This window comes from Methylomonas fluvii (assembly GCF_014850975.1).
Lineage (GTDB): Bacteria > Pseudomonadota > Gammaproteobacteria > Methylococcales > Methylomonadaceae > Methylomonas > Methylomonas fluvii.
In genome coordinates, this window is record NZ_JACXST010000002.1 from 615,781 (window position 1) to 637,877 (window position 22,097).

At 50.9% G+C, this 22,097-nt stretch carries 19 protein-coding genes and 3 pseudogenes; 11 read left to right on the forward strand and 11 right to left on the reverse strand.

The features are described from left to right. Positions 1-445: 445 nt before the first annotated feature. The 4 genes from glnL (at position 446) to EBB_RS12340 (ending at position 4,968) form a co-directional block, all read left to right on the forward strand. A complete protein-coding gene (gene glnL, locus EBB_RS12325) occupies positions 446-1,501 on the forward strand; it encodes a nitrogen regulation protein NR(II) (RefSeq protein ID WP_192394133.1) in 1,056 nt (351 codons plus the stop codon). Continuing rightward, positions 1,488-2,909 carry a nitrogen regulation protein NR(I) gene (ntrC, locus tag EBB_RS12330; protein ID WP_192394134.1) on the forward strand — a complete coding sequence of 474 codons (1,422 nt, stop codon included), beginning with the start codon at positions 1,488-1,490 and terminating at the stop codon, positions 2,907-2,909. Before glnL ends, ntrC begins: the two co-directional genes overlap by 14 nt. A gap of 171 nt (positions 2,910-3,080) precedes the next feature. Then, a complete protein-coding gene (locus tag EBB_RS12335) occupies positions 3,081-4,448 on the forward strand; it encodes a P-loop NTPase family protein (RefSeq protein ID WP_192394135.1) in 1,368 nt (455 codons plus the stop codon). A gap of 19 nt (positions 4,449-4,467) precedes the next feature. Next, on the forward strand, positions 4,468-4,968 hold the full coding sequence (locus EBB_RS12340; RefSeq protein ID WP_192394136.1) for a hypothetical protein: 501 nt from the start codon (positions 4,468-4,470) through the stop codon (positions 4,966-4,968). Here the strand turns inward: EBB_RS12340 and EBB_RS12345 are convergent. Next, a complete protein-coding gene (locus EBB_RS12345; RefSeq protein ID WP_225587424.1) occupies positions 4,954-5,769 on the reverse strand; it encodes a DUF2066 domain-containing protein in 816 nt (271 codons plus the stop codon). The two genes, EBB_RS12340 and EBB_RS12345, sit on opposite strands and share 15 nt — an antisense overlap. Positions 5,770-5,865: 96 nt before the next feature. Here EBB_RS12345 and purM point away from each other — a divergent pair, with 96 nt between their 5' ends. Beyond that, positions 5,866-6,909: a phosphoribosylformylglycinamidine cyclo-ligase gene (gene purM / locus EBB_RS12350; RefSeq protein ID WP_192394138.1), complete on the forward strand. Its 1,044-nt coding sequence runs from the start codon at positions 5,866-5,868 to the stop codon at positions 6,907-6,909. A gap of 316 nt (positions 6,910-7,225) precedes the next feature. Here the strand turns inward: purM and EBB_RS12355 are convergent, their stop codons facing one another. Continuing rightward, positions 7,226-7,951, reverse strand: coding sequence for a PEP-CTERM sorting domain-containing protein (locus tag EBB_RS12355; RefSeq protein WP_192394139.1), 726 nt, complete (start codon positions 7,949-7,951; stop codon positions 7,226-7,228). Positions 7,952-8,097: 146 nt separating this feature from the next. Then, positions 8,098-9,540: an alkaline phosphatase PhoX gene (locus tag EBB_RS12360; RefSeq protein WP_192394140.1), complete on the reverse strand. Its 1,443-nt coding sequence runs from the start codon at positions 9,538-9,540 to the stop codon at positions 8,098-8,100. A 309-nt stretch (positions 9,541-9,849) separates the two neighbouring features. On the opposite strand from EBB_RS12360, the pseudogene EBB_RS12365 reads away from it, so the two are divergent. Beyond that, positions 9,850-10,595 (forward strand): annotated as a pseudogene (locus tag EBB_RS12365) (IS5 family transposase). 260 nt (positions 10,596-10,855) lie between these two features. Here the strand turns inward: EBB_RS12365 and EBB_RS12370 are convergent. From EBB_RS12370 to EBB_RS12385, 4 genes and pseudogenes are all read right to left on the reverse strand, one after another. After that, a pseudogene (locus EBB_RS12370) lies at positions 10,856-12,006 on the reverse strand (IS3 family transposase). An 87-nt stretch (positions 12,007-12,093) separates the two neighbouring features. Continuing rightward, positions 12,094-12,396 carry a helix-turn-helix domain-containing protein gene (locus EBB_RS12375; protein ID WP_192394141.1) on the reverse strand — a complete coding sequence of 101 codons (303 nt, stop codon included), beginning with the start codon at positions 12,394-12,396 and terminating at the stop codon, positions 12,094-12,096. 376 nt (positions 12,397-12,772) lie between these two features. Then, positions 12,773-13,743: pseudogene (locus EBB_RS12380) on the reverse strand (IS3 family transposase); the annotation flags it as partial. A 187-nt stretch (positions 13,744-13,930) separates the two neighbouring features. After that, complete coding sequence (locus EBB_RS12385) at positions 13,931-14,074, reverse strand: hypothetical protein (protein ID WP_192394142.1); 144 nt, start codon at positions 14,072-14,074, stop codon at positions 13,931-13,933. A gap of 235 nt (positions 14,075-14,309) precedes the next feature. On the opposite strand from EBB_RS12385, the gene EBB_RS12390 reads away from it, so the two are divergent. The 4 genes from EBB_RS12390 to EBB_RS12405 all read left to right on the forward strand — a co-directional run bounded on the left by EBB_RS12390 (position 14,310) and on the right by EBB_RS12405 (position 17,665). Continuing rightward, the gene (locus tag EBB_RS12390) at positions 14,310-14,816 is read left to right on the forward strand and encodes a hypothetical protein (protein WP_192394143.1); all 507 of its coding nucleotides are present in this window, start codon (positions 14,310-14,312) and stop codon (positions 14,814-14,816) included. 150 nt (positions 14,817-14,966) lie between these two features. Beyond that, positions 14,967-15,368: a helix-turn-helix domain-containing protein gene (locus EBB_RS12395; protein ID WP_223146832.1), complete on the forward strand. Its 402-nt coding sequence runs from the start codon at positions 14,967-14,969 to the stop codon at positions 15,366-15,368. An 8-nt stretch (positions 15,369-15,376) separates the two neighbouring features. After that, positions 15,377-16,942, forward strand: a complete 1,566-nt coding sequence (locus tag EBB_RS12400; RefSeq protein ID WP_192394144.1) for a hypothetical protein — start codon at positions 15,377-15,379, stop codon at positions 16,940-16,942. A 381-nt stretch (positions 16,943-17,323) separates the two neighbouring features. Then, positions 17,324-17,665 (forward strand): hypothetical protein, encoded by a 342-nt coding sequence (locus tag EBB_RS12405; protein WP_192394145.1) that lies wholly within the window; start codon positions 17,324-17,326, stop codon positions 17,663-17,665. Between the two features lie 414 nt (positions 17,666-18,079). Here the strand turns inward: EBB_RS12405 and EBB_RS12410 are convergent, their stop codons facing one another. From EBB_RS12410 to EBB_RS12420, 3 genes are read right to left on the reverse strand one after another with little or no spacing between them, the layout of a single operon-like run. After that, a complete protein-coding gene (locus EBB_RS12410; protein WP_192394146.1) occupies positions 18,080-18,976 on the reverse strand; it encodes a CE1 family esterase in 897 nt (298 codons plus the stop codon). Between the two features lie 45 nt (positions 18,977-19,021). Further along, positions 19,022-19,627 carry a hypothetical protein gene (locus EBB_RS12415; RefSeq protein ID WP_192394147.1) on the reverse strand — a complete coding sequence of 202 codons (606 nt, stop codon included), beginning with the start codon at positions 19,625-19,627 and terminating at the stop codon, positions 19,022-19,024. A 42-nt stretch (positions 19,628-19,669) separates the two neighbouring features. Further along, a complete protein-coding gene (locus EBB_RS12420) occupies positions 19,670-19,996 on the reverse strand; it encodes an EthD family reductase (RefSeq protein WP_192394148.1) in 327 nt (108 codons plus the stop codon). 117 nt (positions 19,997-20,113) lie between these two features. Here EBB_RS12420 and EBB_RS12425 point away from each other — a divergent pair, with 117 nt between their 5' ends. Then, positions 20,114-20,989, forward strand: a complete 876-nt coding sequence (locus EBB_RS12425) for a LysR family transcriptional regulator (RefSeq protein WP_192394149.1) — start codon at positions 20,114-20,116, stop codon at positions 20,987-20,989. Between the two features lie 450 nt (positions 20,990-21,439). Here EBB_RS12425 and EBB_RS12430 read toward each other — a convergent pair whose 3' ends face one another. Continuing rightward, entirely contained in the window at positions 21,440-21,787 is a 348-nt protein-coding gene (locus tag EBB_RS12430; protein ID WP_192394150.1) for an HNH endonuclease, read from the reverse strand. Positions 21,788-22,097: the final 310 nt, after the last annotated feature.

Here is a 22,097-nt window from a genome sequence, read left to right on the forward strand (position 1 = left end):
GCGCCAACCGGTTTATTCGCCAGCCCCTCAACCCATGGCGCCCTCATCCCGCGGAAACAGCAGCCAGCATACTCGATGCAAACGGCTTGAATGGATCACTATCACCTCGGAACTTCGCTTGACTCAATTCAATTCTATATGCACCAATATTGTGCAATCATATGCCGCATCACCGCGTATCCGAGCTGCTGATAGGGTTCCCAAACATTTTAGCCGCCTTAATCGATATTGATCGTATTCCTAGGTACAAGGCTTAAAGCCAGGATAGCGATAAAAATCCCGCTCCGCACTCACCATTGCACCAACATTAACCACAAACTTGGGCGAACGCACTAATATTGTGCATTAGAGCTGTTTTTTATCAGGCAAATGAAGCAATAAGGCAATTTCACGATTGGCGTACAAATTGCTTGTTCACTACAACTCTTAAAACTTAAATTAACCCGTGCACAAAAAGATACTGGATCATTTAAACGAAGCAATCCTGCTATTCGACAAGGACTTGCGCCTGACCTATATCAATCCCGCCGGCGAGATGCTGCTTGCCGACAGCGCCAAGCATTTGCTCGGCCAGACCGCGCACAAGCTTTTCAAAACCGCGCACAACACCCTATTTAACGATTTATTACCGCGTTTGTATTTGCTCGAGCCGCTGGTCGATAGAGAATTAATCCTAGAGCGGCTCAGCCAATCGATTACGGTTAACCTCAGCGCTACGCCCTTGCTCGAAGATGGGAAATTAAGCGAAATCCTGATCGAACTGCAACAGGTAGACCGGCATTTACGCATTACCAAAGAAGAACAATTGCTGGCCCAGCAAAACACCAGCCGCATGCTGGTGCGCGGCCTGGCGCATGAAATCAAGAACCCGCTAGGTGGTTTGCGCGGCGCGGCACAATTGCTGGACCTGGAATTGCAAGATCCGGAGTTAAAGGAATATACGCAAATCATTATCGCCGAATCCGACCGCTTGCAGGATCTGATGGACAAAATGCTCGGCCCCAACAAACCTGCACATAAAAGCCAGCTTAACATCCACGAAGTACTGGAACGGGTCCGGCATTTAGTTACGGTGGAGGCCGCCCATGGCATTATGCTGCATACCAATTACGACCCCAGCATCCCGGAGATTTTCGCCGACAAAAACCAGCTGATCCAAGCCATACTCAATATCGTCCGCAATGCCGTGCAAGCCGTGCAAAACCACGGTGTGATTACGATAAAAACCCGGGTGCAACGGCATATGACCATAGGCCGCAAACGCTACAAGCTGACCGTGAAAATCGACATTATCGATAACGGTCCGGGCATCAAACCCGAGCTGATGGGACAGATTTTTTATCCGATGATCACCGGCCGAGCCGAGGGTACCGGACTTGGCCTGTCGATTGCCCAATCATTGATCAACCAGCATAACGGCTTGATTGAATGCGAAAGCGAGCCGGGCAATACCGTATTTTCCATCTACCTACCTTTGGAGACGAATCATGCAAATACCTGACAAGGTCTGGATTGTCGATGATGACAAATCCATCCGCTGGGTACTTGAAAAAGCCTTGCAAAAAGCCGGCGTGCATACGCAAAGCTTCGCCAGCGCCAACGAGTTGCTGAAATCGCTGCCCGGCGGACTACCACAAGTGCTGATCACCGATATTCGCATGCCGGGCATGGACGGCTTCGAGTTACTGCGCAATATTCAAAACAGTTATCCGGATTTACCGGTAATTGTCATGACCGCGCATTCCGATCTGGAAAGCGCAGTGTCGGCGTTTCACGGCGGTGCGTTCGAATACCTGCCCAAACCCTTTGACGTCACCGAAGTGGTCGAAACCGTGCAACGTGCCTGCGCGCACAGCAAACAGCGGCAAAGCGATATGGTGCAAGCACCGCCTACCGTAGAGGAAACTCCGGAAATCATCGGTGAAGCGCCGGCCATGCAGGAAGTGTTTCGGGCGATAGGCCGTCTGGCGCGCTCGCACATTACCGTATTGATAAATGGCGAATCGGGGACCGGTAAGGAACTGGTCGCCAAGGCCCTGCATCGTCACAGTCCGCGCGCGGACCAGCCGTTCATTGCCTTGAATATGGCGGCCATCCCCAAAGACTTGATGGAATCGGAACTGTTCGGCCACGAAAAAGGCGCATTTACCGGCGCTCAAGCCAGGCGAATCGGCCGTTTCGAACAAGCCAACAACGGTACGCTGTTTCTGGATGAAATCGGCGACATGCCCGCCGAATTACAAACCCGCTTACTGCGGGTGCTGGCAGACAACGAGTTTTATCCGGTCGGCGCGCATACCTCAGTGCGAGTCAACGTACGCATCATTGCCGCCACCCACCAGGATCTGGAAGCGTTGGTGGCGCAAGGCCGGTTTCGGGAAGATTTGTTTCACCGCCTGAACGTGATTCGGATTCATATCCCGCCCTTACGCGAACGCCGGCAGGATATAGGCTTGTTGATGCGGCATTATCTGTATCAAAGCGCGAAGGAGCTGAATACCGAAATCAAACTGTTAAAACCGGAAACCGAGGCATTTTTAAGCGGCTTGAGGTGGCCCGGCAACGTGCGGCAATTGGAGAATATCTGCCGCTGGCTGACGGTGATGGCCTCGGGCCGGGAAATTCATCTGGAAGATTTACCGCCGGAACTGACCCACAATACCGGCGATTCCGCATCCGGCGAAACGACACCGGGAGATTGGGAAAGCCAGTTTAAAAACTGGGTCAAGCAACAATTAACGACCGGCAAAGTGGACATCGCCAAACAGGCTATCCCCACCTTGGAAACCCTGTTGATCGAGGCGGCTTTGAATCATACACACGGCCGCAAACACGAAGCGGCACTATTGCTGGGCTATGGCCGTAATACCTTGACCCGCAAAATCAAGGAGCTGGATATTAGAGAATAAGCGCGGCCGGAAAGCCGCCATTTCCCGCGCAGCTCGGTAGCTGCGACAGCCGTTTGCGAGAGCATCTTGGCGGGCAAAAACCGGCAGGTTTTTTTATCCGTTTAAATGCCATCGGTGTATACTCCCGCCGTCTGATTAACCTCAATAACAAGCAAAGAAGGTTTATATCTAATGGCGGATAAAACGGTAAGTAAACACCTGAGCAATCTTGAACGACAGTTCGCGGCGAACGATCCGGTTTTGCAAAAAACCGCCAAGATATTCCAGGACCTGGATGAAATCGAGTTTGAACTGGGGTTGATCGATGACGACGAGACCACCGCGCGCAAAAGCAGTTGGTGGCCAATTGTCAGCACCTTGGGCGGTTACTCGCCCGCCAAATCAGACTTTGTTAATCGTTACCTCGGCGTACAACTGCACACCGCCCGCCATAAATTCACCGTACTGCAATATACGCCGCAAACCAATACCGCTACCCTGCCCGGCACCGCACTGGACGCCGACCACCGCTTACCTTTCTATCAAATCAGCCGTCAAATCGACTTGGTCGCCAACGGCGAAGGCAGCAAACTGAACGGTTATCTGGAACTGGTCACCGTCAATAGCGGCAAATTAAAAAACAAGCTGTTGATCGACACGCCCGTATTAAATCCGGCGGCGGAAAATCCAGTCTCCGGCCTACTGCGGAAATACGTGATAGGCATCTCCGATCTGGTATTGGTATTTAACGACTTGTTTGAAGCCGATGCCGATTTAATCAAGGACACCCTGGCAGAGATCGTTGCTCAGCAGGATGCCAATAAATTTATCTTCGTCATCGATCATTCGGAAATAACTATCGATGCGCTGAAAAGCCAGGAAATCGCCGCGTCCTGGCAACGCCGACTGGCCGAACTGGGCATCCACACCGGCCAGTTTATTGTATTATCGCAATCGGGCGATACCTCGCTGTTCGATCAGCGCTTCAACAACATTAGCAATGATCGCTCGTACCGCATACTCGGCACGCTGGAAAACAGCATCCGCGCCATTGACGACACCATTTTCCAGGAAGTGGAAGAAGCGTTAACCATCTGGAAGGACAGATGCAACGCCTCCACCCTCATTGTGCTGGGCTTTATCGCGATGCTGATGTTATTTGCGGAAATTGCGGTAGGGATACTCGAACTACTGATCGACCCGATTATCGGCCCAGCCATCCTCGCTGCACTGATTGCCTTATTGACACCACTACATATAGTCGTCAGCCGCGTGCACGCCAAATTTCTGATCAAACACTTGCACAAACGGCAGAAACAATTGAATCTCAGTGAAGATTTGGCGGGTTTGTTTGAAAAAAGCCTGAGTTTCTGGCGGATTATAATGCCCATCACCGACCCAGTCGGTAAAAACAAGAAAAACCGCAAAAAACTGAACGGTCTTATCGAGCAAACCAAAGATCTGGTACAAGCATTGAACGACCAGTTCAGCCACAGTCAGCAACCGGAATATCGCAGTCAATACGACGCGTATTCTTATGCCGACTCTGAGGAAAACTGATTAAGTAGCGGGCATCGTGATGGAAATCTTCAGACATTATTTCCCGCTGTGCTGGTTCAATGTCTCGGTCTTGGACCTGCCCAGATCGACGCGCTTTTTTAAAAACAATGCGATTTTTTATTTTATCGCCGTGTTTTTTATTCAATTCAACATGTCGGATGACATTGATTCGGTCTTTGAAGTATTGCTGGAGACCTTGCTAACCCTGGGCTTTATCGCACTGGTGTTACTGCTGAACGGAACCTTTAACACCTTCATACAAGTCGCGTCGGCTATTTTGTTTTGTGAAAATGTCGTCGCGATCTTTCTGATTCCTATCGTGTTTTGGGTGACCGTAGCGGAAGATACGCCCAGCTATGCAACCCTGGCTTTGTTTTTTCTATGGGACATGGCAATCGTCGCGCGGATCTTTAAGGATGTATTGCAAGTGAATACCCCGGCCAGTCTAGTGGTGTCTTTATTTTATTTTTTAACCACTTACGGCGGCGCTTACGGCATCTACAGCCTAGTGGGCGGCTGAGGCCTCCGGTTTAACACCGTAATAATTGGACAGCACATCGTAGGCGCCTTGCACGCCGGCAACCATTGCCGCTTTCAAAGGCAAACAAGCACCGCTCCATTGCTTGATCTTGCCATCGAAATAAAACGCCCATTCGCCCTGCCAGCAATCACCCTTCTTAGCAATGCGACCCGCCATCACCGACGTCACCTCATAGCGGGCCGACACGGCCAATAAATTGCGTGAATCAGCTCCCAGCACTTCACTTAGTGAGATTTTTTGCTGTTCTTCCAAATCCAGCATCGGAAATATCATCGGTACGCCCTTAATTTTCGACGCAAACGCCAATGCACTTTCCAACTCAGGCATGCTGTCAGCGTTGTAAAACCGCCGCCCCTCTTCGTCATCGACAACCAGCCACACCAGGGTTTCCGGCCGAATTTCACTCCAGATACCCACTTGGCTTTTGCGCATGACTTCCATCAATTGATCTTCATCAAACTGCACTCTAAGCAAGCGCGCGTCGGTATCAGGCAGTTCATCGGCGGAAATCAAGGAAAATTGCGATTGCTTGACGTAGTTCTGCGCACTGGACAAAGCCTGCTGCACTACCGGAATTTTGGAAATATCCTCTGACACCAAGACCCGACTGAGAACGGCATACATGGCCTGCTTGATTGCTTGCGTCCTATCCTCCGCGGATTGGCTGTTGGCGATCAGTTCAATCTCATACAAACCTTTTACTTCGACAGCCTCCGCTATTGGGCAATTGCACAACAACCCCCACAAACACAGGCTAAAAAAACCCGATTTACCCTTCATAAAAACCTTGACCACAAGCCTACCCTGACAGTGCATTAATGGGAACTATAGTACAATATCGGTCGTTTCAACCTTAACTTTAACGAGAGACTGACATTGAGCGAACAACAACAAGACCGCCTGAATTATAAAAGCGCGGGCGTCGATATTGAAGCCGGCAACGCTTTAGTCGAACGCATCAAACCCATCGCGGCCAAAACCCGTAATGCGGGCGTCATGGCCGGTTTAGGCGGCTTCGGTTCACTGTTCGAATTACCGCTGGATCGCTATAAACAGCCGGTGCTGGTCTCCGGCACCGACGGCGTCGGCACCAAATTGAAATTGGCTTTGGATTTAAACATCCACAATAGCGTCGGAATAGATCTGGTGGCCATGTGTGTGAACGACATCATCGTCCAGGGCGCTGAACCGCTGTTTTTCCTGGATTATTTCGCCACCGGTAAACTGGAAGTCGATACTGCCGCCAGCGTCATCGAAGGCATAGGCAAAGGTTGCGAGCAATCCGGCGCGGCGTTGGTTGGTGGTGAAACGGCGGAAATGCCCGGCATGTATGCCGATGGCGATTACGACTTGGCCGGCTTTTGCGTCGGCATCGTCGAAAAAGACCGCATCATCGACGGCAGCCAGGTCAAAGCCGGCGACAAACTGATCGCCCTCGCCTCGTCCGGCCCGCATTCCAACGGTTATTCGCTGATTCGGAAAATCGTCGCGCGCAGCGGCTTGGCTTGGTCTGATGATGTCAACGGCAAACCACTCGGCAAAACTTTGCTGACTCCAACCCGTATTTACGTCAAGCCCTTACTGGAACTCCTGAAAACCGTGCCGGTACACGCAATGGCCCATATCACCGGCGGCGGCATTACCGAAAACCTGCCGCGCGTGCTGCCCAACGGCCTGAATGCCAGTGTCCAGCTTTCCGCCTGGCAATTGCCGGAGATTTTCGTTTGGCTACAACAACAAGGTAACGTGGAACTAGCGGACATGCTGGTCACCTTCAACTGCGGCATCGGCATGATTGTCTGCGTCGCCGCAGAAGACGAAGCCGCTACGCTGGAAATCTTGGCACAGCAAGGCGAAACTGCCTTCAGCATCGGCGACATAATCGCCGGCGACGGCAAACCACACGTAATCTACTCCTGACTCTGAAAATCCTCCGCCATGTCTGAATCCACAGGCATGGCGTTAAAAATTCTCCCGTTTCACCAACGATCAAGTCAACACCAATAAAGTCATTTCCTGATCAGTCAGTTGCCAACTGCTTTAAAGCAAGCCACCTCATGTCGCCATTCCCAAAGAAATTACTAAGATATTGAACTACGGTGATTAAGTTCTGCGACAAACGCAGCCCCCACTAGAGCATAAAAAGAGAGGTATGTTGTTGATTCCATTCTTGGTGAGTTTGCTTATCCAAGATCGGAATCAACTGGTTCAGAGCTTCCTTAGATCCGCTGATAAATTAAGCTTTGCGACGAACACCCAAAAAACCTAACAATCCGGAACCGAACAACCAAACCGCGCCAGGGACTGGCACAGCCGCTACCGCAGCGCCTGATACCGTTACCATATCAAAACGCCAAGTGCCGGTAGAGCCATAAGTACCAGTTGGAGAAGATGCCGCGTATGCACTTGTTGAAGGCGCGAATGCCGCTAAGACACGAAAGCCGAAATTCGCATTGTTGGCTACCCCTGCGATACTGCTTAAATCGACTGAACGGCCGTTGAACCAAGTATCGCCTGTTGCGCCGCTAAACAAGGCAAAATCAGTCCAGGTACTACCGTCCGTAGTGTATTGCACTTGCTCATATTTAGAAGACGTATTGCTGTGGCGTAAGTCGTAACTAACCTGAATGTTATTGAAACCCACAGTGCTAACCAGATACCGCGTACCGCGGGTTTTATTGCCGGCACCTTGAGCGGCGTAACTGGTGGTATTCCAACCACTGTCATCGCCTATCGCCGGGTCGGATGAACCGCCACTCGCATCGCCGCTAGCAAAAGTTGCTGTGGTGCCTCCTACCAGCGAAGCCGAGCCGCTACCGATGCTAGGGGCGCCTGTGCCGGTACCGGTGGCAGCATCAGCAGGATTCGAGTTGAAATTCCATTGCGTAATTACAGCCGCTTCCGCGCCGGCGCTTACAGATAGAGCCACTAGCGCGCTAGCCATCATCATTTTTTTGTTCATGTTTGGATTCTCTTAATTATTGGTGGTCAAGAAGACATTTCCGGACTGCTTATGTGGCCCGGAAGACTGCCCATCACAAAAAAGCCCGACATGAAGCCGGGCTTTTGATCAATCAATTTGGGAACAATCCCTGTCCCCCTAAGCAATCAGGCTTTACGGCGACGCAGACCGATCATGCCGGCAATTGCTGAACCGAACAACCACACCGCGCCAGGTACCGGTACTGGCGCAGCGGTCAACTCAATAGTGCGATCAATGCCATCAGCTGGATGCTGCACGTTGATATACGCTTTGTTTGGATTGAATTTGTCGAAATACAAACCGGTGCTTTCAGCACCTTGAGTAGTCAAACTGATCCATTTGGCGATGGACTCGGCAACCCCGTCACGATCTGCATCCTTGGCAAACCATACATCTTCCACACCACCATCTTGATCTTCAATGATGTAAATATTGCCTTCGGCATCAATAGCCAAGTTATCGGCATTTTTGAATTCGCCGCCTGCCGCCAAACCAGTCGCCAAATCGATAGTGTTGCTGTCGGCAAACAGTTTGACTTCGCTAGTGCCCAGGTCAATAGAATAAACGCGGCTGCGGCCGGTGCCTTGGTTGCCGTCGGTGTCTGAATCAGTAGTAGTGAAGTACAAAAATTGGTTACCGTTGTCCAAATTTTGAATTTCCATGTCTTCAGGGCGATTAAAGCCTGTACCTTTTACGGCGGCATTATCGGCGCTGACGCGGCCGTCGATAGTGCCGTCGCCAAGCTGCGCGGAAATGCCGGCTAAAACACCACCGTTGACATCGGTAATAGCTTCCCATGTTGATGCGCCGGTGATAGCAGGGCCGGTAGTACCTTCAAACTGGGCTCCTGCACCCACTTTTAAAGCAAATGTTTGCCCAGCGGCAAAAAAGCTGTCGCCGCTAGTTGCAAATGGATTGGCCGATACGTATTTGTATACAGACCCACCGTTCAATTCGTCAACAAAATACAAGTTGTTGTTTTTGTCGAACGCCAAACCTTCGTGAGAAACGCGCGGCAGAATGGAACGTTGGATAAATGTACCGCCATTCGCCGCCGCAGTGGTGGCATTGGTCACTTCAAACAAACGGCCTTTGCTGCTGCTTGCACCCCAAGACTCTTCAGCCGTCAAATAACCGCCCCATGGTGTCCACAAAGAAGCATCGCCGGAAACAAAACCTTGTGTACCTAGCGCCACGATAGTGGTCGTGCGCGAGTTGTAGTTATTATTCCAGAGATCGATACGTTGGACGCCCGCGGAACCGGTTTCGAACGGCATGAACAAATAGCGGCCGGCGTCAGGACCGGTTTCGTTGGCGGCTATCATGTCCCAGCTACCTGAGTTAGAACCTGGCACCAAGGTGTTTTGGGTCTTACGGTCGGCGATGGTTTGTTGAGTAAAATTGGGCGAAGACAATTTATAAGGTGTTGCTGAACCAGGGTTAACAGGAATCGTATTGCCTGTCATTGGCGTAAAATTGTCGAATTCGGTAGAAGCCGCTTGCGCAGTCAAAGGTGAAACGACAGCGGTAACAGCTGCGGCAATCAGAGTTAATTTAAAAGCTTTCATAAAAAAGTCATTCCTAAAGCAAAGTCGGTTAATTGTTTTTGGTCTTGCGCAAAAATCTGCCTCACAGAATTTGCAGAAAGAATGTTAACCAGCGCTCAAGAAATTAAAGTTGCAGTTCTGTTAAGTTTTCATGACATGTAATACGCCGCTAGTACCCATTCTGGTGCGACTAAAATTACCTTGTCTACTCTCCCTGGCAGCCACTCCTGCTCTTCAACCTAGGGGCTGTTGCCATTTTGGATCGATAACCTTGAAATTGAGCTGCTCTGCCTGATTGATTGAGCTTTTCAATCAAAAGACAAGCAAACTATGCCGCGACAAATGTTTACGGATGAATACTGGAATAAATTCAAAGCCATCCTGTTGAGCGTGAGGATTTACGACAAGCCGACGCTTCGGCAAACGGTAGAAGGTATTTTTTATCGCATGCGAATCGGCTGTCCTTGGCGAGATCTGCCGGCAACATTTGGCAAGTGGAATGCCGTGTATAAGCGATTCAATGCCTGGTCGCTTCAAGAAAAACTGATGGGTATCTTTCAGGAGCTGGTTGTGGATCCGGATTTGGAGTGGACATTCATTGATGGCAGTATTGTGAAAGCACATCAGCATAGTAGCGGCGCAGCCCATGAACGGGAAACGGCGATCGGAAAATCGGTAGCGGGTAACACCACCAAAATCCATATGGCCGTGGATGCCTGCGGACTGCCCATTCATTTCTCGGTCACGGGCGGCGAAGTCCACGATTGTAAAGAAGCACCCGAATTAGTGGCGAAGCTTCCCTTAGCTATATGATTGCTGACAAAGGCTATGACAGCGAACCCTTACGGATTCAAATTCGTGAGAAAGGTGCTGAGCCAATCATACCAAGAAAGCAGAATTCAACCATTGGCAATGATGCTGTGGATTGGTGCCTCTACAAGTATCGCCACCTAGTTGAAAATGTGTTTGCGCGGCTGAAACATTTCAGAGCCATCGCGACGCGGTATGACAAACTGAAACGCAATTTTGAAAGCGTCATCGCTTTGGCTTGCGCTTTTATATGGTTGCCCATGTAAAACGGCAACAGCCCCTAGCAGATACCAAATTCCCGCGATGCCTAGCGACAAAAGCCGTGCCCACCACGGACTCAGCATGGCCATTAGGCTACAAGACGCTCAAGAGCGGATATTCGCAGTCATGTCCCTAACAAAAGTTTGGCGTAACAAATCCGAACTGACGAAAACTACTTATTTTCTCTGTTTTGCCCAAGAAACAGAAGTGGTCCCATTGGTTTGAACAGGAAATCGGCGATTTAAAGTGAAATCCCTGCCATGGTTTAGGCGGCCAACTTGAGGGTTTGCAAGCCATCGTTATACGCTTGATGCGGCGTTTTTCGTTTCAAACTGGAATGTGGTCGCTCGTGGTTATACCACTCGAAATAATCCAGGATTGAAACGCGGGCTTGGCCGACGGAATCGTAAGCATGCAGGTAAACCCGCTCGTATTTGACCGATCGCCATAGCCGCTCGACAAACACATTATCCCGCCAAGCGCCCCGACCATCCATACTGAGCAGGCAGCCCTGGCCTTTCACGGTATCGACAAACGCCTTGGCGGTAAACTGGCTGCCTTGGTCGGTATTGACGATGTCCGGCCTGCCGTAGTGCTTGAAAGTCTGTTCCAGCACGTCCACCGCATGGCAGGCTTCCAGGGTAATCGCGACCTTGGCAGCCAAGACTTTGCGAGTGGCCCAGTCGATGACGGCCGTTAAATACGCGAAGCCTTTGGCCAGCGGAATGTAGGTCGTATCCAGGGCCCAGACTTGATTGGCACGGTTGATGGTCATGCCGCGCAGTAAGTAGGGATGGATTTCGTGACCTGGCATCTTCTTACTGGTATTGGGCTTGCAGTACACCGCTTCGATGCCCATTGTCTTCATCAAGGTTTTCACCTGCTTGTGGCCGACCTGGACGCCTCGCAGATTCAGCTGATCCCGTAACTGGCGTGCCCCCATGAACGGGTGTTTCAGGTGCAGCTCGTCGAGTCGGCGCATGATGTCCAAATCGCGTTCCGAAACCGGCTTAGGCAGGTAGTACACACTGCCGCGACTGATGCCCAATAGCGTGGCCTGCCGACCAATCGGTAACTTGGCTTGACGGTCGATCATCGCTTTGCGCTCAGCAATCCCGCCTTGTTGAGCGCGCCCTCTACCCCGCAGGGCACAAGTAAAAAATCGTTTTCCAACGTCAGTTGGCCGATTTTCGCATGTAGGGCTTGCAGATCGACCGGCGGCGACTCTGGCTCCGTGGACTTCCCAAACACCTCGGCAGCCCGCTCGCTCAGCTGTTTCTTCCAATCGACAATCTAATTTTGATGAACCTCGAATTCCTGGGTCAATTGGGCCAGGGTTTTATCCCCAGCCAAGGCCGCCAGGGCCACTTTGGCCTTGAAGGCCGGTGAATGTTTTCTTCTCGGTTTTTTGGACATCTTCTGCTCCATTGCTTTGTCCTCGCGGACGTTCAAAAGTAGCAGGGTTTTTCACTTAACCGGTTGTTCAATTTTTCGGCACCACCTCTAAACCTCCGCGAGTTGGCATGTGCAGAACGGCACATCATCAAATATTTCCGGAATACAGAACTGCTTTAGTTGCCTTGCGGCTTTCAGAATGCGGTAGAAGGTCGATTCTGACGCCAGATAAATGCCTTGGTCGGCCAGGCGCGGGACAATCTGGCTGGGCGGCAGATCGGCAAACTCAGCCGAATTCGCGACGGCCAAGAGGTGACTCCGCTCGGCATCGTTCAAGGCATGCGACGGCGTATCGTGCCGTTGCGGCCGGCGGTCTTCCGTCAATGTTTCACCGGCCTGCCAACGTTGCAAGGTGCGCGGGCTCAGGCCCAGTACGGCACAGGCTTGATCTTGGCGAGCACCGGCCGCCGTGGCCTCGGTGACCGAGTCGATCAGTTGCTGGCGCTGCGGAAGGGAGGTCATTCGACCTCGCCCCCCAACAGCGCCCGCACCTTTTCTTGTGCCCTGTGGGTATTTGCAGGATCAACAAGGCAGCGGCTTCGGCCAATGCTTTCTCCTTACGCTGGAGTTCGCGTGCCAGACGCTGGTTCTCGGCCTTGAGGCTACGCAGATTCTGGCTTTCTTCGCGATCAGGACGCATACTGGCTGAGGCGCAAAACTCGCTTTGCCACTGCGCCAGTTGATGGGTAAATACGCCACGCTCCCGGGGTAATCCCCCCATTTTGAATTCAAATAGGTATTGGGCAAGCCATTCGTAACGCACCGTTCGGTTGTAACGTTCAACGTAGGCATTCTGTTGCGGCTTGCCCGGTTGGATATAGTTAATCTGGATACCCTGTTGCTCGGCCCAGGTTTTTAGAATCTCGCTGATATATTCCGGTCCATTGTCACAGCGAATGGCGTCAGGCTTTCCACGCCACTCGATGATGCGATCCAATGTGCGGGTGACCCGCACAGCCGGTAACGAGAAATCCACTTCAATGCCTAAACCTTCCCGATTAAAGTCATCAATGACGTTGAGCAAACGGAAAGCCCGCCCGTCAGCCAGTTGATCATGCATGAAATCCATCGACCACACGGCATTGATGTGATCCGGGACCGTCAAGGGTTGCGGGGTTTCCCGTACCAAGCGCTTCTTGGGCTTGATGCGCAGGTTGAGTGCCAGGTCCCGGTAAATCCGATAGACCCGTTTGTGATTCCAACGAAAGCCTTTCACGTTGCGCAAATATAAAAAACATAATCCAAATCCCCAGGTACGGTGCGTGGCGGTCAGGCGTAGCAGCCAGTCGGCAATTTCGGCGTTTTCAGTCGAGCGCTTTGACCGATAGCGATAACCGCTCGGGCTGATGCCTAAAGCCGCACACACCAACCGAAGACTGGCCCGCTTGGCCTGAATCAGGGGTTGCGCCATCTCGCGGAGGCAAGATGGCGTTAGGCCTTTTTTTCCAGGGCTTCCTTGATGATTTCGGCCTTCAGCCGTTCTTCGGCATACATTTTCTTCAGCCGCCGGTTTTCGTCTTCCAACTCTTTTAGGCGAGCCATCAGGGACGCATCCATGCCGCCATATTTGGAGCGCCATTTGTAAAACGTGGCAGAGCTAACGCCGTGTTCACGACAGATCTCCGGTACGGGCGTGCCGGCTTCCGCTTGCTTCAATATCGCCAGAATCTGGCTGTCACTAAATCGTGAGGTCTTCATGTAAAACTTCCTTCGTCTGTTACGAGAAAATTCTACTTTTAAACGCTGCTTTTTTCAGGGGGGATTACCGTTGCTCCATGTAAAAAATCGGGGCTAAGTATAAACGCTAATCAAAACTACGCTGGATCAAAAATATGCTGGCAATTAAGGGTTGGCACGATAAGCGTGCCAACCTCCAACGTCAATTCTAGTCGGATTCCTTAAACCCTACCGTCTTAAACATCCCGCGAACATCGTCCAAAATTGCCTTGTCCCGCTCGATGATCGGGTCGATGATGTAGGACAGTTCCAAGGGTACATTGCCGTACCACCATCCAAATTGATCAGACATAGAAACCCAGTTCCGACCGTATTTCACAGCGCTACACCACCGACTGGCGCGAGTTGGCCTGCGTCAGCTGCAAATAAACCTAGCGTATATCAACTCGGAAACTTTCACTAAAACCAGCTTTCCCGCGTGTTTCAATTTCCCTTCATCCTAAAAATGCGGGAAAACCATGCAACCGGCGAGCGACCGATTCCAATTCCAAGAAAAAGCAGACATTGTTAAAACATTTGGTCAGCGCATGACCATAGCCCGCGAAATGTGCGGGTTGACCGGACTGGAAGCCGCCGAATTACTTGGTTACGCCAATTCTTCCAAGCTCAGCAAGATCGAACATGCCAGCGACCCGGAGACAATTCCGGCTTTCCTGCCATACAAGGCCGCAATCGTATATCAGGTCAGTCTTGATTATTTGTTCGGTCTGTCGTCCGACTGGCAGCGCGACCCGGTGATTGCCCAAGAGCAGCAGATTAGGCGAGCGCTTGAAAAGGTCTCCACGGACGAGAGCAACGCTATCCGGGATCTGTTTGAGCAGCTGACGATTGTCGAACAGGCAGCCACGGTCGCATTTAACCGATTTGGGGAAATCAAGCGAATCGTCAACCGCTTCCGCGAAATCAATCCGGAGTTCGACGAACTGAAACTGGGCGCCAAACTGCTCAGAGTCGTCGAAGAAACCCATTCGGAAGTCCTCGCAATTGGGCGGAAATTGGCGGGTTATCATTCATCAACCCAATACAAAACGTAGTTTCTTCAGCCCCTAAAGGGTAACCCCATGCCAAATACCAAAAAAAACGCGGGCGGCCGGCCTACCGCATTCAAACCGGAATTCATCGACTAGGCGTACAACTATTGCCTCCTGGGCGCCACCGATGCGCAACTAGCCGGATTTTTCGGCGTGAGCGAGAAGACAATCAACGCCTGGAAAAAGCAGGCGCCGGAGTTTGCGGATTCCCTCAAGCGAGGCAAAACGCTGGCAGATGCGCAAGTCGCCAATTCGTTGTTCCAGCGCGCGACCGGCTACAGCTGCCCTGAAACCAAAGTCAACATTGCAGATGGCCAAGTCATCTTGACCGATGTTACGAAGCATTTCCCACCGGATACAACAGCGGCAATATTCTGGCTGAAAAACCGTCAGCCCGATAAATGGCGCGACAAGGTCGAGGTCAACGGTTCACTGAAGCTGGATAAAGAAACGCTGGACATGATCGAAACCCAGTTTGTCACCAAAATGGCGGCCGCACACGAACGCCAAAAAGCGGTATTGGCTGAACGTGAGGCAAGGCCCGAAGCAGAGTAACCAGGCTTATGGCGAAGGCTTCGATCTTCCAAGATCCCCGATACCTCGAATTTGTTGAACGCTTCCACGCCGACCCGCTTAGATTTGCGGTCAGTGTTTGCGGCATGTCGCCATCGTTCGACCAGGAGGACCTGCTTTACGCTATTTCCCCACCCAATGCCAAGGTGTCGGTGGTGTCCGGCACCTCGACCGGCAAGACGGCGGCATTCGGACGGATAGCCTTATGGCACCTTCTGTGCCACCCGGTCGCGGTGTATGAGGGAAAGGTCGAAATTGGCTCGAACACCTACATCGGCGCGCCAAGAATCAATCAGGTTGCGGACGGTGTTTGGAAGGAGATGAACGACGTTTATCTCGCCATCGCCAACGGGCCATATGGCTGGATAAACGACTACTACGAGATTACCAAAACTCGAGTAGCGGTCAAGGGCTTTGAAGATCAGTGGTTTATTACCCAAGTCGCCATGCAGCAAGGTCAAGCCATTGGCGTGGCCGGCAAGCACCGCTACTGGCAGCTGATCATCATTGACGAGGCGGCCGGCGTATCGGACGACCACTTCGACGTTATTGATGGTACTCAAACCCAGCCTGGAAACCGCACGTTGATGGCGTCTCAGGGCGTGCGCAATGCCGGCCGGTTTTATGAGTCGCACCACAACCTATCGCGGGAAAATGGTGGATCGTGGACTGCCTTACGCTTCCGTTCCGAGCGGTCGCCATTTGTCACATTGCAATGGCTCAAGGATCGTGCAGACGAAACGGGCGGGCGAGAGTCAATTGAGTATCGCATTCGGGTACTGGGCCTGTTCGCCGAGGATTCTGGCAGCAACCTGCTTACTCGGGTTGAACTGGAGAGAGCGTTCGACCGCGGGCAGATTATCCGCGACGATGAAGCCTATGGATTAATGGTGTTGTCAGACGTTGGCTTAGGCGAATACCGCGACGAGTCGGTCGCCATTATTGCCAAGGTCATTGGGTATGCTGACTTTGGCCCGGACGCGCGCCGAGTCGAATACATTGAAATCCCATACTGCACCAACAGCAAGAACGAAATCATTTTTGCTGGGGATCTTGCCAATCTGGTCGGTAAGATGTCGAACGCTACGCTGATGGTCGATAACGGCGGCGTGGGCGCGACGGTGAATAAGCTGATCGAGTTGATGGGTGTGCCGGTGGTGAAGGTTAACTGGGGCAAGCCTTGCTTCAAGAAGGAATACCAGGACCGGTTTTATAACCAGCGGGCTTGCGCCATGGTCCGTATGCGAGACGCCATCAAGGCGGGCCGGGTATCGTTCCGGATGAACGTCGACCGAAAGTTGAAAGAGAAGATACTGCTACAGGGCGCCAGGTTGCCTTACCACTTTGCCGAGGCCGGTGGACTTCGGTACGTGATGGAGAAAAAGGAAGTGATGCGCAAGAACGGAATCAAGTCGCCCGACATATTCGACGCCAAGTCGTTTGCATTTCTGGAGGACGCGGTTTACATGGTGTCGGAGAATGCCGGCAGCGGCGTTACTTCGGCGGTTGAGAGCGCCAAGGCTGCGGCCGAGGCGATGTTTGCGGATGTGGAGTGATGATGCTTTGACCGAGCTGCTCTTCGCAGCCTAAAAACGTAAATCCCGGAGTTGATAAACGTAAAGCAGAATCAGCAATCGACCAGTTCATGGCGCCTCGTGTGTTGATATGTCCCTGGATTATGGTAAATTGGAGTTCTGCTAGGCGCTCTTTCCTTCACCACTGGCTTCATGGTGCTCGGATTGCAAGGCAGGCTGTATGCCAGAATCAGCGGGATGTGAGTGCGCAGTATCCCAAAAAAGACGTTTACCGGCTAATTCGTCCGTGGCTCTTGACCACGGTAGCGGGTTAGCCGGTTTCTTAATCTGATTTAGCAGGTTCGAGCAGTTCTTGACCGCTCGCTAACAATCCTGGCCTTTTATCATTTCAATCATTACGCGGTGTTTGATGTCATGGCAATGGTTTTCAAGGGCTACCGCCCACGTATCGCGATGCAGATGGCAAACGGTGACAAGGAGCTATCAAGGTGGCTCGGTTCCGCTACTTACGCCAAAACTAGCAATGGTTACTGGATGGCTTGGCATGCGAACGCGACAGATCGTTTTTTGGTACTGCCGCCCGAAGGCTCAGACGACAAGGAATGTCACTGGATTGAAAGCTGGGAGGGCGATTATACCGTTGACATGGCCTTCGACTACGTTGAATCCGGTCGCTTTGATCGAGATGAGCCAGCGGTCCTTAATCTATTCATCGAAGACCCGGTAACGGGCGAGTGGCGTTAAGTCACAACTGGTGACATTGTTGAAGGCCGCGCACCGCCGCGGCTTTTTGCTGTCTGCTCTTCCCGCCGATTGCAAAGTTTCTGAATCGTTACAGCCGGATTTCTGGTCATTAGGAATGCGAACTACCGGCCAAAACCCGCCGCTCGGAGTAGCTATCCAATTTTAATAATTAAGGCATCATGTAACCCAATCGGCTGTCCGGTATTCGGCTAGCAAATTGACATTATCAATGCCCCATCACCTGGAGCCAATCCGTTGTTCAGCCGTTTTAGGCCGCCAGCTCTCAATGCGAGCCGAGTCGGTTGCCAGCCAACTATTCAGCCGCTAAAAGGGGCAGACCCGAGATGGAATCCGGGTCATCCGTTTGCTTTTAGGTTTACCTTTATTCCCACTACGACTCATATAGAGCCCATTTCACTTTGCCTCCCGTGGGCTAACTTGAGACGCTGACACAAAAAACTCGATGATATCCTGAGTACGCTCGGGCCAATGTGAATGGATTTGATCACCTTCACAGTACAACGTTTTTACGCCCCCGGCACACCCTGAATAAGAGGAGCAACCATTTGCGATTTTATCCGGAATAGGATCACATTTATTGCAAGCCGCCCACCAACCCACCGCTTGCTGACCATAACCAGGAAACAGGCGATCCTTGCTGCTGTGCATAACCATAACCGGCAAGGGTTCAGGGCATCTGCGGTCGCGTAAATCATCATACGCAACCCCGGCTGCGCTCGGCGCAATGGCACGTGGGATGTGTCCTGTGCCAGTCATAAATGCTAATGCCATCGCCGAAGTTCCTCCATCGGAATGTCCGGTAACATAGACTTGTTTTTCATCAATACACCATTTTTTAGCCATTAAACTGGGAATGGTGCCTAATTCTACGGTAGTGCTGGGCGATAATTCCGGATGATCCGCATAGGCCACGATGAAACCGGCTTGGGTCGCAGGAAAAGTGAACCCTGTTGTTTTTTCGGTTTTAGCCCGATTCGATCCCGCCGGAGAAAATACCAGTAATAGTGGGTGGGCAACGGATGCATCATAATTGGCTGGTGCGCGGACATTGTATTTGATGCCGTTTTCGGTTTCTTCGCCATAAGTCTCTCCAGCGTCTCCACTGAGTTGATCGGCTTTGCAAAGACGTTGCAGCATCTCAGGCCGATACACGGCTTGCCCCAATTCTACCGAGTCGCCACTATGATCCATCAAAAGCATGACAACCATAATTAATATCGGTAACCCGAATAGCACTTTCTGCCAAGAATTAATTCTTAAAAGATAAACCCTTAATTGAGTCATATTCATAATAATATTCCCCCTAAGTTCGTTTGACTCGCCTGTACCATTCGATCATGCCTCAGGTGAGTGATTGAGTGCTTCCTTATTCGCTAACTTCAGTAATATATAAGCCAGCAACAGCAAGCTTCCGATCATCACAATCTGCAGCATATAGCTTTTTCCCGGAACCGATTCTAGGCCAACAGAGAACGGAATATGAGTATCAAGACGCTTATCCTTGTCGACAATAGCAATGTGAGCCAAATAATTACCAGCACCATACTGACTAAAATCGACCAAACTATCGAAAGTGCCGTTTTTAACTTTTTTCGGCTGCTGATAAAAAACCCTTTGCCCTTCAGGTTCTTTGGTGATTTCGAATTCCACGCTGACATTGCGCAGACTTTTACCTTCGTAGTCGAACACCAAATTAGTTGGGCCGATCTCGGGAATGATGCTGCAATATTCCCGATCCCCTGACAGAGTGGGGGTATAGGCCGTGAAATGGACTCGTTCAAAACCAACCCTCGTAACGCAAGTATCGGCCTCGTCAGGCGCACCGCGATGCGCTTGGGCAATAGTCGGCATTAATCCGATCCAAAAGACAACAGGCAGCAAACGCAGCCACCTAATGCGCTTATGAACCATCTTCTTTAGTCTGTTGATAGAGTTAGACATTGATTTGCTCCCTCTGTGATTATGTTAAATCCGATGGTCGGTTTAGAAATCAAAGGTTTCCACCTCGGAGATCAGAAACAACGGCTCACCACCGCTAGAAATCTCAACGGCATGCTGAGCTGTTTCTTGACCGCCTGGTGAATTCAGACAAGCCTTTAATTCAGCGAGTGATGGAAAATAAACCTCGGCAATCCGATGAAAATGCGCTGCGGATTTGTCTGCATTGGAAAGAATCAATGAGGCGACAAATCGTGTTTTGCCGACCAGCTTTTCCACAGCCATCGGCACATGCTCATCAGCATATCGACGTTCAAACGTTTTTAAATCTGTTGGCGTAGGGTACATTACGATTAATTTTGCGGATTTCATAGGAATTTTGAATATTTATGTGACTGGGTGACTATATTAAATAATGAGTTATGGCAACTGTAAAATACATATTTTCTATAGAATAATAGGTTTTTCCTATGTGAAAAGGAGCAAACTATGGAAATGCAACAAATTCGCTATTTTCTGGCCGTCTGCGATAACGGTTCGTTCACTCGCGCTGCACAAGCAACCTATGTGGCCCAACCCTCGCTGACGCAAGCAATTAAGAAATTGGAAGATGAACTTGGCGGTGAGCTATTTAGCCGAGACCGTAGCGGATGTCGGTTGACGGCTTTAGGACGTTTGATCGAACCTTCGATACGCGAAATAGTGCGCAAGACGCAAGCCGTCAAAGCAGAGGCTGTGCGTTTCAGCCGCTTAAATACTGTTCCACTTCGCATCGGAGTGATGACGACAATTGCCGCACACCATTTAAGTCCATTCTTCGCTGACTTTCAGCAAGAACGCCCACATGTAGAACTGGAATTAGTCGTCGACAGTGAATGCAATCTATTGAATCAACTTGATGAAGATGGCTTGGATTTAGTTATCAGCGCACCAACATCCTTACCGGCAGGGCATTACCAGTCTTTAAAGCTTTACGAAGAACGCTATGTCGTTGCCTTCAACGACAAACACCGTTTCAATCAAATGCAACACATTGATTTAGCAATCATACAAACTGAACCTTACTTGGATCGCCTGAACTGTGAATTGCGTGAAACACTGAGGAGTGTGTGTCAGGGTCGGCAGGTCAACCTTTATGCTGCCTATAGAAGTAATAGCGAAGAGTGGATACTGAGTATGGTACGCGCCGGCATCGGTGTTGCGCTAATGCCGGAATTCACCATTACCAAAAATGCAGATAAGATTCGAGTTCGTTATCTGTCAGATCCGGAAATTCGTCGCACAATCTGCGCTATATTCCCACCCTCATCGGCCGCAAAACCCGAAGTGGCAGAAGTATTGAAAAGTCTGCGGATGGGTTTTTAAAAAATCACAAGTTAGATCAGTTTGAAATGGGCAATTTGCAGTTTCGCACGCTCCTCACCAATAACGGCCCACTCTTCACTCCAATCAAATTGAAAGGCTTCGCCGGGGGGCAAACTGCAAGGGAATGTAGGTGTGCCTGCTGGCCTGTTGCTGACGCGCGAGCTGCGTCCTCCTGCTTAAAATAAACAGGATAGTGATTAAACGTGGGTCAATTTTCGACGCAAATTAGGCCGATTGTGTGAGGTCACCAACGGCTGCTTTGTAGTCCTCCAGTTTGCAAAATCTGGCTTTGGCTGAGTGGCCGGTTTGGAGAAGCGTGACAGGCCGTTTTGGGTCGTTAGCACCAGTTCACCACCCCGGAATAGCACCGACTTGGTAAGGTCTGATTGTCACGGACTCAGGTATTGCACGACCAATAGCGAGCAATACCAGAAGCCATGTCAGAAACGTTTAATTTATCCTTAGTTGATGCCACCCTCCCTTGCTTAATCTTTGATAAACCAGCCGCTTATATTGCTCTGGCTCCGGCGGGTCTTTCCGTTTATGCCGTCCTTGGTTGCAATACAAACACGCGGCAACGATATTACTCTGATCGGCCTTGCCACCTTCATGGTGAGCCTTTAAATGCTCTCCGGTGCATTGAAGTAGCTTCGCTTGAGCAGACGTTATTTTGTGTTTCGCGGCGAATTCTTCGACGCTGCTGGTCCACATCGGTTGACCACAATAAAGACAGTGGCCTGATTGACGGGAAAAAGCGATTGAGCGGGGTTTTATAAGTGATTTGCGACGTTGTGCCATGGGAGTCTCCGAGTTAACAAAAGGTTGCCCCCTGTCGCTCAAATGAGCACCCATGGGGAACCAGTCGAACTCTCGAACTGGCACAATAGGTATCCGCTTCGGTCTACCCACGCGAAAATTCTACAACTGTTGGCTTTAAGGATTCAATACTTTTTATTGCCAACACACGTCACTAAATAAATCTGATCGGGCCAAAATCCCAATTGAACATATTAGGGTTCAGAAGCCTTCCGGCGGGTTCAAGATCGGAAAACCGGGCAAAAACCGATATTCCCCACGCATAGTATGAGCACTCCTAATACAAATTGCG